The 13,989-nt window shown below is 68.4% G+C and carries 13 protein-coding genes; 8 read left to right on the forward strand and 5 right to left on the reverse strand.

All coding sequences use genetic code 11. From position 1 onward, the window contains the following. Positions 1 to 23: 23 nt before the first annotated feature. Complete coding sequence (locus JYK02_RS23160; RefSeq protein WP_207054081.1) at positions 24 to 827, reverse strand: prolipoprotein diacylglyceryl transferase; 804 nt, start codon at positions 825 to 827, stop codon at positions 24 to 26. A 534-nt stretch (positions 828 to 1,361) separates the two neighbouring features. Here JYK02_RS23160 and popC point away from each other — a divergent pair. Further along, positions 1,362 to 2,774, forward strand: a complete 1,413-nt coding sequence (gene popC, locus JYK02_RS23165) for a subtilisin-like protease PopC (protein ID WP_207054084.1) — start codon at positions 1,362 to 1,364, stop codon at positions 2,772 to 2,774. Positions 2,775 to 2,831: 57 nt separating this feature from the next. Beyond that, positions 2,832 to 3,293 (forward strand): PopC secretion inhibitor PopD, encoded by a 462-nt coding sequence (gene popD, locus JYK02_RS23170; RefSeq protein ID WP_207054086.1) that lies wholly within the window; start codon positions 2,832 to 2,834, stop codon positions 3,291 to 3,293. A 197-nt stretch (positions 3,294 to 3,490) separates the two neighbouring features. On the opposite strand, the gene JYK02_RS23175 is transcribed toward popD, so the two are convergent. Beyond that, positions 3,491 to 4,093 carry a malonic semialdehyde reductase gene (locus tag JYK02_RS23175; RefSeq protein ID WP_207054088.1) on the reverse strand — a complete coding sequence of 201 codons (603 nt, stop codon included), beginning with the start codon at positions 4,091 to 4,093 and terminating at the stop codon, positions 3,491 to 3,493. A gap of 129 nt (positions 4,094 to 4,222) precedes the next feature. On the opposite strand from JYK02_RS23175, the gene JYK02_RS23180 reads away from it, so the two are divergent. Next, positions 4,223 to 4,573, forward strand: a complete 351-nt coding sequence (locus tag JYK02_RS23180; RefSeq protein ID WP_207054090.1) for a winged helix-turn-helix transcriptional regulator — start codon at positions 4,223 to 4,225, stop codon at positions 4,571 to 4,573. A 28-nt stretch (positions 4,574 to 4,601) separates the two neighbouring features. Here JYK02_RS23180 and JYK02_RS23185 read toward each other — a convergent pair whose 3' ends face one another. The 3 genes from JYK02_RS23185 to JYK02_RS23195 all read right to left on the reverse strand — a co-directional run bounded on the left by JYK02_RS23185 (position 4,602) and on the right by JYK02_RS23195 (position 7,211). Next, positions 4,602 to 5,348, reverse strand: a complete 747-nt coding sequence (locus JYK02_RS23185) for an SDR family oxidoreductase (protein ID WP_207054091.1) — start codon at positions 5,346 to 5,348, stop codon at positions 4,602 to 4,604. A 166-nt stretch (positions 5,349 to 5,514) separates the two neighbouring features. Then, positions 5,515 to 6,738: a PLP-dependent aminotransferase family protein gene (locus JYK02_RS23190; RefSeq protein WP_207054094.1), complete on the reverse strand. Its 1,224-nt coding sequence runs from the start codon at positions 6,736 to 6,738 to the stop codon at positions 5,515 to 5,517. A gap of 2 nt (positions 6,739 to 6,740) precedes the next feature. Further along, entirely contained in the window at positions 6,741 to 7,211 is a 471-nt protein-coding gene (locus tag JYK02_RS23195) for an Lrp/AsnC family transcriptional regulator (RefSeq protein WP_207054096.1), read from the reverse strand. Between the two features lie 242 nt (positions 7,212 to 7,453). Here JYK02_RS23195 and JYK02_RS23200 point away from each other — a divergent pair, with 242 nt between their 5' ends. The 5 genes from JYK02_RS23200 (at position 7,454) to JYK02_RS23220 (ending at position 13,987) form a co-directional block, all read left to right on the forward strand. After that, positions 7,454 to 8,140, forward strand: coding sequence for a TetR/AcrR family transcriptional regulator (locus JYK02_RS23200; protein ID WP_207054098.1), 687 nt, complete (start codon positions 7,454 to 7,456; stop codon positions 8,138 to 8,140). Between the two features lie 9 nt (positions 8,141 to 8,149). Continuing rightward, complete coding sequence (locus JYK02_RS23205) at positions 8,150 to 9,145, forward strand: 3-oxoacyl-ACP synthase III family protein (protein WP_014400603.1); 996 nt, start codon at positions 8,150 to 8,152, stop codon at positions 9,143 to 9,145. Between the two features lie 40 nt (positions 9,146 to 9,185). Further along, positions 9,186 to 10,742, forward strand: coding sequence for an acyl-CoA synthetase (locus tag JYK02_RS23210; RefSeq protein ID WP_207054100.1), 1,557 nt, complete (start codon positions 9,186 to 9,188; stop codon positions 10,740 to 10,742). A 48-nt stretch (positions 10,743 to 10,790) separates the two neighbouring features. Continuing rightward, complete coding sequence (locus JYK02_RS23215; RefSeq protein WP_207054102.1) at positions 10,791 to 11,846, forward strand: alpha/beta hydrolase; 1,056 nt, start codon at positions 10,791 to 10,793, stop codon at positions 11,844 to 11,846. A 143-nt stretch (positions 11,847 to 11,989) separates the two neighbouring features. After that, on the forward strand, positions 11,990 to 13,987 hold the full coding sequence (locus JYK02_RS23220) for an esterase/lipase family protein (protein WP_207054104.1): 1,998 nt from the start codon (positions 11,990 to 11,992) through the stop codon (positions 13,985 to 13,987). Positions 13,988 to 13,989 lie beyond the last annotated feature (2 nt).

Genomic DNA, 13,989 nt, shown 5'->3' on the forward strand with positions numbered 1-13,989 from the left:
CCAGCTTCAAGACGTGGACGCTGCTACCGCGCCGTCTCCACCCGGCCCTGCGGCGCGGACGGCTTCTGCGACGACGCGCTCGGCGCCTGCTTGCGCAAGAGGCCCCACAGTCCGTACAGCACCAGCCCCAGGCTGCCGTACTGCGCGGGCGTCAGGCCGAAGTAGCGCGCGTCCACGTACGACAGGTCCGTGGCCCGCAGGAAGTCCAGGCAGAAGCGCGACGTCGCGTACAGCAGCGCCAGCAGCGGCAGGAGCCGCCCCTTCATCTTCGGCATGTCGCGCACCGCGTACAGCAGGCCCGTGAGCGCGAAGAGCACGATGGCGTCGTAGAAGCCCAGGTCGTGCCGGTTGCCGTTGGGGAACTGCACCGCCAGGAAGAAGTCCGTCAGCTTGCCCGGGTGGTCGTGCACCGCGAAGCACCCCAGCCGCGCCACCGCCCAGCCCGGCGCCACGCCCAGGGCGAAGCTGTCCGCGTAGTCGTTGAAGCGCAGCTTCTTCACCCGGAAGAACACCACCGCCGCCACGATGCCGCCCAACAGGCCGCCAAAGGACGACAGGCCATCCCAGAACCGGAAGATCTGGAACGGGCTCTTGGACAGCTCCTCCGGGTGGTAGAAGAACAGGTGCACCCAGTGGCCGAAGAGCATGCCGGCCGCCACCCCCCACATCGCGAAGTCCGCCAGCGGGTTTGGGTCCAACCCCTCGCGCTCCGCCTGCTTCGTCAGCAGCCGGGCGGCCAGGAGGATGCCTGCCGCCACGAAGACGTTGAAGGGGTTCAGCTCCAGGGGCCCCAGCTTGAATGAGGGGGCGTGCCAATAGGGAATCAAGGGGGCTCCAGAAAGGCCAGGGACCCGCCCGGGCACTGGCCCGGAGGATGGAACGCGAACAATCGGCGCATCCCGGGCTTCCCTCCACCTCTTTTTCACCCCCACGCCCGCCGGACGCGCAAGCTCCGCCCGGACGCCCTCCTGAGCCCCCGCCCCTCCTGCCTGCCCCTTCCCCACATCCGCTGGCGGACAGAGCCCGTGTGCGCCCTTCGCCACTGCCCTCGTCCTGAGGAGGGAATCCGTTGTGTTTCCAGAGGTTCGGGGAAGCCGAGTGAGGACCGAGACACCAGACAAGGGGTGTCTATTACGGGAATCCCGTGATTTTTTGTCAGGGGGTCGCGGTCAAATCCCCCGGTTGGACCCCAGCACATGGGGAGAGGGGAGGGCAGCTGATGCAACGGCTCCGGGCGACGCCCGCGAGCCCGACCCACCGGATCCGAAGGGGCTTGTCAGGGTCCCCAGGTGGGCGCGGTCGTACCGCAGGTGCTCCCCCTTCGGGGCCCGGCGCGGATAGGCGGTCCAAGGAGCACAGCCATGAAGTCTTTCCTGTTGGTACCCAAGGAGTCCATCGAGACGCAGGCCCGGCCCGGAGTGCGTGGCACGGCGCAGGGCGAGCGCGTCCTCAGCCGCAGCACCGCGCTGCGCTTCAGCGCGGCCCAGAAGGCACCGGATGCCCTCACCGCGCTCGGCCTGCGGTCCGCCACGCTGCCCGGCATGAAGCCGGAGGTCAGCGGCCAGGCGCAGCGCGGCCGCAAGAGCGCCCGGGGCAAGAAGGCCTCGAAGGCCGCGGACGCCACGCCCCTGCCGGGCGCGCCCGTGTCGGAGCCCATTGGCGCGGAGGCCGGCAGCTACCGGTTCATGCCGCTCATCGGCGCCACCATGGCGCACTTCTACTCCCCGGACGCGGAAGCCGCGGCCCGGGGCGAGCTGGCGGCGGAGTTCGAGTTCATCCCGGACGTGGTGCCCCTGTCCTTCCCCGGCCCGGTGTCCGCGGGCCAGACGGGGCCGCGCAACCGCGGCATGTCCTCGCTCGCCACGCGCGAGTGGCCTGACGAGTCCGGAGTCCCCCTGGCCCACGCCCAGGGCATCCGCGGCGCGGGTGTGATGCTGGGCATCCTGGACACCGGCGTGGACGCGGACCACCCGGAGCACGCGAGCAAGACCATCCAGTTCCGCTACGTCTCGCTCTTCCCCAACTCGCCGCACAACCCCGCGCGTGACGTGCGCGGCTTCGACCCGGACGGCCACGGCACCCACGTGTGCGGCATCGCCGCGGGCGTGCACCACGGCGTCGCGCCGGAGGTGGACCTGTACGCCGCGTCCGTCATCGAGTCGGAGACCATCCGCACCAGCCTGGGCCGCGTGGCCGCCGGCATGGAGTGGCTGCTGCACCAGTTCAGCCGCCCGGAGAACGCGTCACGTCCCGCCGTCGTCAACCTGTCGCTGGGCTTCCCGCTGCAGCCGCCCCCGGGCATCTCCGAGGCGGACTACCTGCTCAACCAGCGCGCCCTGCAGGCCATGCTGCGTCGGCTTCTGGACAGCAACATCCTGCCCATTGTCGCGGCGGGTAACAGTGGACCCGACACGGTTGGTTACCCAGCAGCCTTTCCGGAGGCGTTGGCGGTGGGGGCAGTCGACTTCGAGCGCAACGTGGCCACTTTCTCGGCCAGCGGCGCCGTGGGGCGGCGAGTCGTGCCCGACGTCATGGGCTACGGGGTGAATGTGTATTCGTCTACTGAACGCCGCTGCAACAATCAGGCGTTCTATGAACGAATGAGTGGCACGAGCATGGCGGCGCCTTATGTCGCGGGTATCGCCGCACTGTATCGTTGCCGTGCCCCTGACTTGACGGCATTGGAAGTGAGAGATTTGATTCTGGCCAATGCCATCAAGCTCCCTCGCTCGGCGAACCACCGGACGGGGAAGGGCCTGGCTGTTTTCAGGTGACGCGGTAGTTGCCGGGGCCGGTGCCACGTGAGCACCGGACCTGGGGAGGATGTGGCCATGCGCAGGAAGAATGGCGTGCCGGGCGAACCCCAAGACATTTCGGCCCGGATGTCCTCCGTCGCCGCCGTGCATCCGCTGCCTGGCAGCGGGGGCACGGTGCGTGCGTTGCCGGGCTCCGGTGGCCTGGAGCGTGACGCCCAGCCGGGCGGCGACATCGACGTCACGGTGATGCCCCGGGAGTCGGCCGCGCCGAAGCGTGCCGCCGCGTCTCCTCGGGCACCCATGCGCTCGCGCGCGGACATCTACAAGGAAGGCCAGGCGGAGAACGCCCGCTTCCGCGAGAGCTTCATGCGCTGGCTGGAGGCACACCAGTTGGTGGGCGCCGTGCGCGCCATGAGCGAGCCGGGCGGTTCCCTGCCCATGCTGCACCTGCGGTGTGCTCCGCGCGTGCTGGACCAGCTGCGCCGCGCGCCCGAGTTCGAGGCGGGCACCATGATGCCGCTCGAACAGCTGTACTAGTTCCGCTCCAAATCCTCCCGTCACAAGCCCCGCTTCCCTTGTAACGGGAGGAGGCCCCGCGGCGGTCTATCGCCGCGTTCACCCCGGTGGAACCGACGGCGGGGCGGCTTCTTCCTGATTAACCTAGAAACTCAGGATTGTAGCGGCCGAACGCCACTGACCCGCGGGACCAGTGTGCTGTCTGGGATTGGACGGTGTCAGTCAATGCGGCAGGCGTCCTCGAAGGACAGACGCGGGTTGCGAGGGAAGAGCTTCGCCGCGTCGCCGTAGCCCAGGTTGAGCAGGATGTTGGACTTCCAGCCGGTGCCCTGGAGGAAGGCCGCGTCCACCTTCGCCTTGTCGAAGCCGCCCATGGGGCCGCAGTCCAGCCCCAGCGCGCGCGCCGCGAGGATGACGTAGCCCGCCTGCAGCGAGCCGTTGAGGAACGCCGACTGCTCGCGCGCCTCCGGCGTCTGCGCGGCGAAGACGCTCTTCATGTCGCGCGACGGGAACAGCTTGGGCATCTGCTCGTGGAAGTTCGTGTCGTACGCGACGATGGCCGTCACCGGCGCCTGCATCGTCTTGTCCACGTTGCCCGGGGACAGCGCGGGCTTGAGCCTCTCCTTGGCCTCGCGGCTCTTCACGAACACCAGGCGCACCGGCTGGCTGTTGACTGCGGTGGGCGCCATGCGCGCCAGCTCGTAGATGCGGCGCAGCGTCTCGTCCGTCACCGGCCGGTCCTGCCAGCCCGAGTGCGTGCGTGCCTCGATGAAGAGCTGCTCCAGCGCGTCCGTGTCCAGGGCCGTGTTCGTCGTCGCCATGCGGGGTGTCCTTTGTTGCGAACACCCCATGGCTACCCGTGTCACTTTTATTTCGCAAGTTACTTCCAAAAAGTAAGTGCGTGCCGCGAAAAGAGGGCGGGCGCTATACTCGGGGCGGAGGCGGACACGATGCATGACGACTCAAGCCCGCTGTGCACGCGTTTCCTGGCGGCGGCGGACCTGCTGGGCCGGCGCTGGACGGGCGTCATCCTGCGCATCCTGATGGACGGGCCGTGCCGCTTCGGGGAGCTGACGGAGCGCATCGGCACCATCAGCGAGCGCGTCCTGTCGGAGCGGCTCAAGGACCTGGAGGCCGAGGGCATCGTGGAGCGCCACGTGGACCCGGGTCCGCCCATCCGCTCCGAGTACCGTCTGACGCAGAAGGGTCAGGCGTTCTGGAAGGTCATCGACGAGCTGGGCAAGTGGGCGGAGAAGTGGGTGGAGGTGAAGCCCGCGCCCCGGAAGCGCAAGAGCGCCTGAGTCCGGAGCGCGGTGGAAGCTGCGCGGCCTAGAAGTTGTGGCCGCCGTCCACGTCGATGGTGCGGCCGTTGAAGTAGTCGCACTCGACGATGAACTTCACGGCCTGCCAGATGTCCTCCGGCTCGCCGATGCGGCCCACCGGGATGGCGGCCACCAGCGCGTCGCGGGCCTTCTGGTTCATCCCCTGCGTCATGGGCGTTTCAATCATGCCCGGGGCGATGGCGCCCACGCGGATGCCGAACGGCGCGAACTCACGCGACCAGGTGACGGTGTTGGCGGCGAGCGCGGCCTTGGCGGACACGTAGTTGGACTGGCCGCGGTTGCCGTGCCGCGCGATGGACGACATGTTCACGATGACGCCGGGGCGCTGGTCCGTCTCCACCATCTTGGTGACGACCTCGCGCACCATCAGCGTGGCGCCGGTGAGGTTCACGCCGATGACCGCGTTCCAGTCCGCCGTGGACAGCTTCTTGATCTGCCCGGTGGTGCGGTCCTTCTTCACGAGCAGCGCGTCGCGCAGGATGCCCGCGTTGTTGACCAGGCCATTGAGGCCGCCCATGGCGCCGTGCGCCCACTGCACGAAGTCCGTGACGTCCTGCTCGTTGGACACGTCCAGCTTGCGCCGGTGGATGCCCGCCGGCAGCGCCGCGAGCTTCTCCTCGTTGACGTCGCCAACGGCCACCTGGCCGCCCGCCTCACGGATGCGCTGGGCGAAGTGCGCGCCCATGCCCTGCGCGCCACCCGTCACGATGATCTTCAGGTCCTTCAGCTGCATGTGCCTCTCCTTGGGCGTTCCGAAAAAACGCGCGCAGGGTACGCACACCGCACGGGCGCTGGCCAGCGCCGCGGAGGCTGAAACCTGAATCAAGCTTCAACTTTTTGGGAGGCCCCGGTCCCCGACGCGGTGCGTTGGGGGCCGGGCTGCCCGGAACGACGGACGGCTACAGCGCGTCGGAGATGACGGAGCCCAGCCGCTTCATGCCCTCGACGATGAGCTCGGGCGGGCGGTTGGAGTAGTTCAGCCGCATGAACTGGGGCTTCTGGTCGTTGGCGAAGAAGGGCGCGCCGGGGACGAAGGCGACCTTCTGCTCCACGGCCAGGGGCAGGAGCTTCGCCGCGTCCAGGCCGCCGGGCAGCTCCACCCAGAGGAACATGCCGCCGTCCGGCCGGGTCCACTGGGTGCCCTGGGGCATGTGGGCCTTGAGCGCGTCCAGCATCGCGTTGGCGCGCTGGGCGTAGATGGGCATCAGCGCCTGGATGTGGCCCGCGTAGTCGAACGTCTCCAGCAGCCGCGCCGTGGCGCGCTGGGCGAGCGTGGCGGTGTGCAGGTCCGTGGCCTGCTTCGCGATGGTCATCGGCTTGAGCAGCGCCTTGGGGCCCGTCACCCAGCCCAGGCGCAGGCCGGGGGCCAGCGTCTTGGAGAAGGTGGACAGGGACAGCACCACGCCCTGGTCGTCCAGCGACGCCAGCGACGGCAGGTGCACGCCCTTGAAGCGCAGCTCGCCGTACGGGTCGTCCTCCAGGATGACGAAGCGGTGCTCCTGCGCCAGCCGCACCAGCGCCTTGCGGCGCTCCAGGGACAGGGTGGTGCCCTTGGGGTTCTGGAAGTTGGGGATGACGTAGAGCAGCTTCGGCTGGCGCTTCTTCAGCAGGGCCGCCAGGTCGTCCGTGTCCATGCCCGCGTCGTCGCTGCGCACGGTGGCGAACTCCACCTCGTAGCCGCCGAAGGTCTGCAGCGCCGCCAGGTAGCTGGGGTCCTCCACCACCACCAGGTCGCCCGGGTCGAGCAAAATCTTCCCCGCCAGGTCCAGGCCCTGCTGCGAGCCGCTGGTGATGAGCACCTGGTCCGCGTGGACGTTCTGGCCCTTGCGAGCCAGGTGCCCGGCGATCCACTCGCGCAAGGGGGCGAAGCCCTCCGTGGTGCTGTACTGGAGCGCGGAGCGCCCGTCCGCGTCGCTGGCGAAGGTGTCCGCGAACGCCTTGGCGATGGCGTCCTTCGGGAAGAGCTCCGGGGCAGGCAGGCCGCCCGCGAAGGACAGGATGTCCGGGCGCTCGGCGATCTTGAGGATCTCCCGCACCGCGGACGTCTTCATCCGGGACATGCGCTGGGACAGCCGGTAGGCCGGAGGAGGGGGCAGGGGTGCACTCATAGCGTCCGCGCTCATGTTCATTCTCCGTTCAACAGCTCATCGGGGACACGCACGTGCGTGTCTTCCTTCAAGGTCGACAGGACGATGGTGGTGCTCGTGCGGGTCACACCTGGAATGGTGCGCAGCGTCTCCACGAGCAGCGAGTCCAGCGTCCGCGTATTCGCGGTCTTCACCTTCAAGACGTACGAGTCCTGCCCCGCGACCCGGTGGGCCTCCAGCACGTCCTCCAGCTCGGCGACCTTCTTCGCGAAGCCTTCGAAGTGCTTGGGGTGCTCGATGCTCACCCCGATGAAGGCGGTGATGTCTTTTCCCAGCTGCGTCGCGTCCACGCGCGCCGTGTAGCCGGTGATGACGCCCTTCTCCTCCAGCTTGCGGATGCGCTCCGCCACCGCCGGCTGGGACAACTTCACCCCGCGTGACAGCTCCAGCTGCGTGGCCCGGCCATCGCGCTGAAGCATGTCCACGATTCGATAATCCAGGGCGTCCATGGGGCTTGGGACCTTATTTTTATAAGCATCCTTGGCAGACGGCGGTGAAGTTATATGCAGATGCCGGGGAATGCAAGTCCGTTTGCATGCAAAAGGGTTGACGTGGGTGAAGGGTCCTCCACCCGACCCTGGACGTCTGCCGGGGACGTGTTTGACGCCCTGCGTCCGTGTCTGTCTTTGACGCAAGGAGCCATCCATCCGCTTTGACAGGGCGGTCGGCCGGGTGCTACCCGTTCTGAAAGATGAATCGCCCTTCAACTTCAGAACGCGTCCCCGTCACGCCGCGCGGTCAGCGGACGCGGCAGAAGCTGTTGAAGGCCGCGGAGGCGGTGTTCGGCGACAAGGGCTACGAGCGCGCGTCCATCGCGGACCTCACGCGCAAGGCCAGCGTCGCGCTGGGCACCTTCTACGTGTACTTCCCGGACAAGCAGTCCATCTTCGTGGAGGTGGTGGACGAGCTGGGCGCGCGCCTGCGCCGCCTCATCGCGGAGTCCACGGCCGGGTGCACCACGCGCCTGGAGGTGGAGCGCGAGGGCCTGCGCGCCTTCTTCCAGTTCGTGCGCCAGCACCCCAACCTCTACCGCGTGGTGCGGCAGGCGGAGTTCGTGGACGCGGACTGCTACCGCCGCTACTACGACCGCTTCGCCAAGGGCTACGTGCGCGGCCTCACGCAGGCCATGGACAAGGGCGAGGTGCGCCGGATGGATCCGGAGGCGCTCGCCTACTGCCTCATGGGCATTGGCGACTTCCTGGGCATGCGCTGGGTGCTCTGGGAAGAGGACATGGGCCTGGAGCGCGTGCTCGACACGGCGATGGCGCTCCTGTCCCACGGCCTGCCCTCGCCTCTGCAGCCCGTTCCCGCGAAGCCCTCGAAGCCCACCCCCCCCAAGCCGTCCCCCCGCCGTCCGTCACGCGGTCCCCGGAGCTGAATCACCGTCATGCGTTACGCGAACATCCTGTCCACCGGCCGCTACGTCCCCGAGAAGCTCCTCACCAACGCCGACGTGGAAAAGATCCTCGGCGAGAAGGTGGACGAGTGGCTCCAGCAGAACGTGGGCATCAAGCAGCGCCACGTGATGGCGGACAACCAGGCCACCAGCGACCTGGCCGTGGCCGCCGCGAAGGAGGCCCTGGCCCGCGCGAAGGTGGACCCCAAGGAACTGGACCTGGTGCTGGTGGCCAGTGACACGCCGGATTACCTCTCCCCGGGCACGTCGTCCGTGGTGCAGGCGAAGCTGGGCGCGGTCAACGCGGGCACCTACGACATCAACGCCGCGTGCGCGGGCTGGGTGACGGCGCTGGACGTGGCGTCCAAGACGATTTCGTCGGACGACAGCTACCAGCGCATCCTGGTGGTGGGCGCCTACGGGATGACCCGGTACGTGAACTGGAAGGACAAGAAGACCTGCACGCTGTTCGCGGACGGCGCGGGCGCGGTGGTGCTGGGCGCGTCCGACAAGCCGGGCTTCCTGGGCGCGAAGCTGCTGGCCAACGGCGAGTACCACGACGCGCTGGGCATCTACACCGGCGGCACGAACCGGCCCGCCACGGCGGAGACGCTGGCGCTGACGGACGGCAAGCCCGCGGTGCAGTTCGTGCGCAAGTTCCCCTCCACGTTCAACACCGAGCGCTGGCCCATGCTGCTGGACACGCTGCTCAAGCGCGCGGACCAGACGCTGGACGACGTGAAGCTGTTCGTCTTCACGCAGCTCAACCTGCGCACCATCGAAGCCACCATGAAGGCGCTGAACCAGCCCATGGAGAAGGCGCACTACACGATGGACAAGTGGGGCTACACGGGCTCCGCCTGCATTCCCATGACGCTGGATGACGCGGTGGTGCAGGGCAAGGTGAAGAAGGGCGACCTCGTCGCCTTCTGCGCCAGCGGCGGTGGTCTCGCCATGGCGTCCGCCCTCTACCGCTGGACGGCTTAGTCCCCCCACACCCCACCTCATTCAGACAGGAGTTCTTCGCATGTTCATCGGGGACTGGATGGGGCGGGGTGCCCTTTATTGGCCGGAGGCGGTGGCCGTGGTGGACGTGGCGCGCAAGGACGCGGGCCGCTTCACCTACCGGCAGATGAACGCGCGCGCCAATGCGCTCGCGGGCTGGCTGCGGGACGTGGTGGGCGTGCAGCGCGGCGACCGCGTGGCCATCGTCGCGCACAACGGCGTGGAGTACCTGGACACGCTGTTCGCGTGCGGGAAGCTGGGCGCCATCTTCGTGCCCTACAACTGGCGGCTGCACGCGGCGGAGCTGACGGAGGGCGTGCGCGCCATCCGCCCGCGCGTGCTCCTCTTCGGGGACGACTTCAAGGACGCGGTGGCCCAGGTGCGCGAGCACGTGGGGGACGGCCTGCGCCTGGTCTCCCTGGAGGCGCAGGGGCTGCCCGGCGCCGACCCGTACGAGAAGGCCATGGCGTACGCGCCTTCCGCGCCCGTCACCAACGACGCGGTGAGCGAGGAGGACATCCTCTGCCTGCTCTTCACCGGCGGCACCACCGGCCGCTCCAAGGGCGCGAAGGTGTCGTACCGCATGGTGGCGTGGAACACGCTCAACACGCTGGTGCATGAAATCCGCCAGGGCGACGTGACGGTGACGCACACGCCGCTGTTCCACACGGGCGGGCTGCTCGTCTACACGCTGCCCCTGCTCACCGTGGGCGGCACCGTGGTGCTGATGCGCCGCTGGGACCCGGACGAGATGCTGGGCCTCGTCGCGAAGGAGAAGGTGACGCTCTTCTTCGCGGTGCCCACGCAGTACCAGCAGTTGATGGACTCGCCGCGCTGGAAGGGGACGGACTTCTCCTCCGTGCGCTTCGTGACCAGCGGCGGCGCGCCCCTGCCGGTGACGCTGCTCCAGGCGTGGCAGGCGGTGCACCCGGTGCCCTTCAAGCAGGGCTTCGGCATGACGGAGTTCGGCCCGGGCATCTTCAGCATGGGGCCGGAGTTCGCGGTGTCCAAGGCGGGCTCCATCGGCCGGCCCAACTACTTCATCGACGCGAAGCTGGTGGACGACGCGGGCAAGGCCGTCCCCGTGGGCGGGGTGGGGGAGCTGGTGCTGAAGGGGCCCTCCATGTGCTCCGGCTACTTCGAGGACGAGGCTGGCACCCAGGACGCCATCGACGCGGACGGCTGGTTCCACACCGGGGACCTGGCGCGCGTGGACGCGGACGGCTTCTTCACCATCGCCGGCCGCAAGAAGGACATGTTCATCTCCGGGGGGGAGAACGTGTACCCGCTGGAGCTGGAAGCGGTCCTGTACGAGCACCCCGCCGTGCACCAGTGCGCGGTGGTGGGCGTGCCGGACGCGAAGTGGGGCGAGGCGGGCCGGGCCTACGTGGTGCTCAAGCCTGGGGCCGAGGCCTCGGCGGACGCGCTGCTCGAGCACCTCAAAGGCCGGGTGGCGCGCTTCAAGGTCCCCAAGCGGGTGGAGCTGGTGAAGGCCCTGCCGGTGTCCGCCGCGGGCAAGATTCTGAAGCGCGAGCTGCGCGAGGCGGCCATCGCCGCGGACGCGCGGGCCGCTTCGTGACGCACGGACTTTCTTCTCTTCAAAGGCAACACACATAGGAGCGCGCACATGGCTGATACATCCAGGAAGGTCGAGATCCGGGACATCCCCACGCAGCGGCTCCGTGTGCGCGCGCGGCTGGTGGGCGAGGAGGGCTTTCCCGTCATCTTCGTGCACGGCAACTGTTCCTCGTCCGCGTTCTTCGAGTCGCTGATGAAGACGCTGCCCCAGGGCTTCCGGGGCATCGCGCCGGACATGCGCGGCTACGGGCACACGGAGGAGAAGACCATCCACGCGACGCGCGGCATGCGCGACTTCAGCGACGACCTGGTGGCGCTGATGGACACGCTGTCCCTGAAGCGCGCGGTGTTCGTGGCGCACTCGGCGGGCGCGGGCATGGTGATGCAACTGTCCCTGGACCACCCGGAGCGCGTGGCCGGCCTGGTGGTGGAGGCGCCGCTGTCGCCCTACGGCTTCGGCGGCACGAAGGACGCGGACGGCACGCCGTGCTGGGCGGACTTCGCGGGCTCCGGCGGCGGCACGGCCAACCCGGACTTCGTGCAGCGGCTGAAGAACAAGGACCGCTCCACGGAGTCGCAGACGTCGCCGCGCAACGTGATGAACGGCTGCTACGTGAAGCCGCCGTTCCGCCACCCGGACGAGGAGAAGCTCCTGGACTCCGTGCTGGACACGCACGTGTCGGACGAGCTGTACCCGGGCAACTTCGCCAAGTCGCCCAACTGGCCGGGCGTGGCGCCGGGCACCACGGGCATGAACAACGCCATGGCGCCCGCCTACTACAACACCTCCGCCTTCGCGGCGCTGAAGAACGGGCCGGACGTGCTGTGGATCCGCGGCGCGGACGACGCCATCGTTTCCGATACGTCACTGTTCGACTTCGGCTTCCTGGGCAAGCTGGGCGCGGTGCCCGGCTGGCCCGGGGAGGAGCAGTACCCGCCGCAGCCCATGGTGTCGCAGATGCGCAAGGTGATGGAGCGCTACGCGGCCAACGGCGGCCGCTACCGCGAGGTCGTCCTCCACGACACGGGCCACAGCCCGCACCTGGAGAAGACGAAGGAGTTCCACGACCTGCTCGTCCCCTTCCTGCTGGAGCACAACCGCTAGGCGTTCCGCCGTTTCCTGACGCGCGGTGAGGCACGCGAGGCCTTCCGGGGAGCCCCTGGGGCCCGTCGTGTGTCCGCGCGCGTCCGCTTGTCTGTCGTCGCAGTCTGCTGTCGCCGCAACCGTCACCCCCCATGGAGGTACGCATGCGAAGCACCTGGACGTTGTCACTCACCGCCGCAGCGCTGCTGGCTGGCTGCGGTGCGGAACCCACCGCGGAAGCCCCCGCTGCTCCGGAGGCTCCGGAGTCCATCGCCACGGCCGAGGCCCCGCTGGACGCGGACCTGGCGCCGTACTTCGACGCCATCCCCACCAACTTCACCACCAACTACCGGGTGGTGGGCACGTACACGCCGCCCTCGTGGTCCTGGGGCCAGATTGAGCTCTTGGAAGGCCGTCAGCGCTTCCGGTCCGAGTACTACAACCCGCGCACGCTGAAGCTGCGGGACCAGGACACGTACCAGTCCAGCGACTACCCGCTGCGGACGTACTTTGGTTCGCTGAACCAGCAGCTGGTGAACGCGTTCAACCTCTACTACGCGAACAGCTGTGCCACGACGACGGGGGCCACCTGCCCCACGCCCGGCCCCACCAAGCCGGAGGCGCGCTTCGTCCTCTTGCACAAGGGGCGGGCCACCGCGGCGCGCACCTGTAACGTCAACCTGACGCCGACGCTGCTGGTGCACGGCGCCATCCAGGACGGCAACGTCTGGATGTTCCCCAACGGCAACAACGGTTCGGGCGGCACCTACGGCGGCGCGTCGCAGTTGACGGGCATGGTGCAGGACCTGGAGTCGAAGGGCCGCTGTGTGTACGCGCTGACGTTCGGCTCGTTCCACGGCGACAACTTCAACCACGCCATCCACGTGGCCAACGCCGTGCAGCGCGTGAAGGCGCTGCACCCTGGCGTGGCGCGGGTGGACGTGGTGGCGTGGAGCAAGGGCGTGCTGGCGGTGGACCCCTGGCTGGAGAACGCTGCCACGTGGGGCGGCTTCAGCACGACGCGCTTCTTCGAGCGTCTGGCGAAGGAGCAGGCCTCGCAGGTGCCGGCGTATGACGACTCGGTGCGCGTGTACGTGCCGCTGTCCGGTCCGCACAAGGGCATCGACCTGAACTTCCGCCACCCCATCCACACGCTGACCATCGCGAGCACGGCCTCCAACGCGCCGGTGGGCCGTGGCCCGATGCCGTGGACGTACTTCTCCGCGATGCAGTGCGTGACGTTTGGTTACAGCGTGCCCTGGTTCAACAACCCCTACGCGGAGAGCGTGTGCAAGGATTCCGGTGGCGTGTGGACGGACTACTTCCGCCGCATCTACCTGTCGAACATCACGGGCCTGTCCAGCACGGGCACTCCGGTTTACGCGAGCTCGCTGCAGACGCTGAACACGAACCAGGGCCTGTCTTCGTCGTCGTTCAACTTCGACGACTACAACATGAGCCTCTTCGGCGCGGTGAACACCAGCGGCAAGTACGTGACGGCGTACCCGGGCCAGTTGCAGGCGGCGTATGACCTGCGTGGCACGTACCCCATCCCGGACCGCAGCGCGTCCGCGTGGGACAACATCGACCCGGACGAGAACCGCTACTTCCCCTGGCTGGACACGAAGCTCGTCTACAACCCCTACAACCCCTGGGTCGCCGCGGGCTACATGGCGTCCAGCGACCACCGCGTATGCCGCACGACGGCGTTCGACCCGGTGGGCTCGCCGTGCTTCGCGTACCACGCGTACAACACGAACCAGAACCGTGAGGCGTACGACTCGCTGAACTACGGCAAGTACCGCATCATGGACGGCCTGGGCATCAACGCGGCGATGGAGATGGGCGGCAAGTTCATCACGCGTCTGGCGGAGCACGGCCTGGATTCGCGCCTGCCGTCGCTCTACGTGCTGTACGGCACGGCGGGCGGTTCGCAGCCCTTCGAGACGGACGGCATGACGTCCACCACGTCCACGCTGCGCAGCGACGGCGTCCTCTTCGAGGCGAGCATCGCGGCGATGACGCAGCTGACCCAGGGCTGGACGACGACGAAGAAGACCGCCGACGCGAAGCAGGAGGGCATGGCCTATGACCACCTGAGCATGGGCATCACCCCGGCGGTGTGGAACAAGATCTCCGCGCACTTCGTTTCGCGGGACTGATG

The organism is Corallococcus macrosporus, assembly GCF_017302985.1.
In the GTDB taxonomy this organism is placed as follows: Bacteria; Myxococcota; Myxococcia; order Myxococcales; family Myxococcaceae; genus Corallococcus; species Corallococcus macrosporus_A.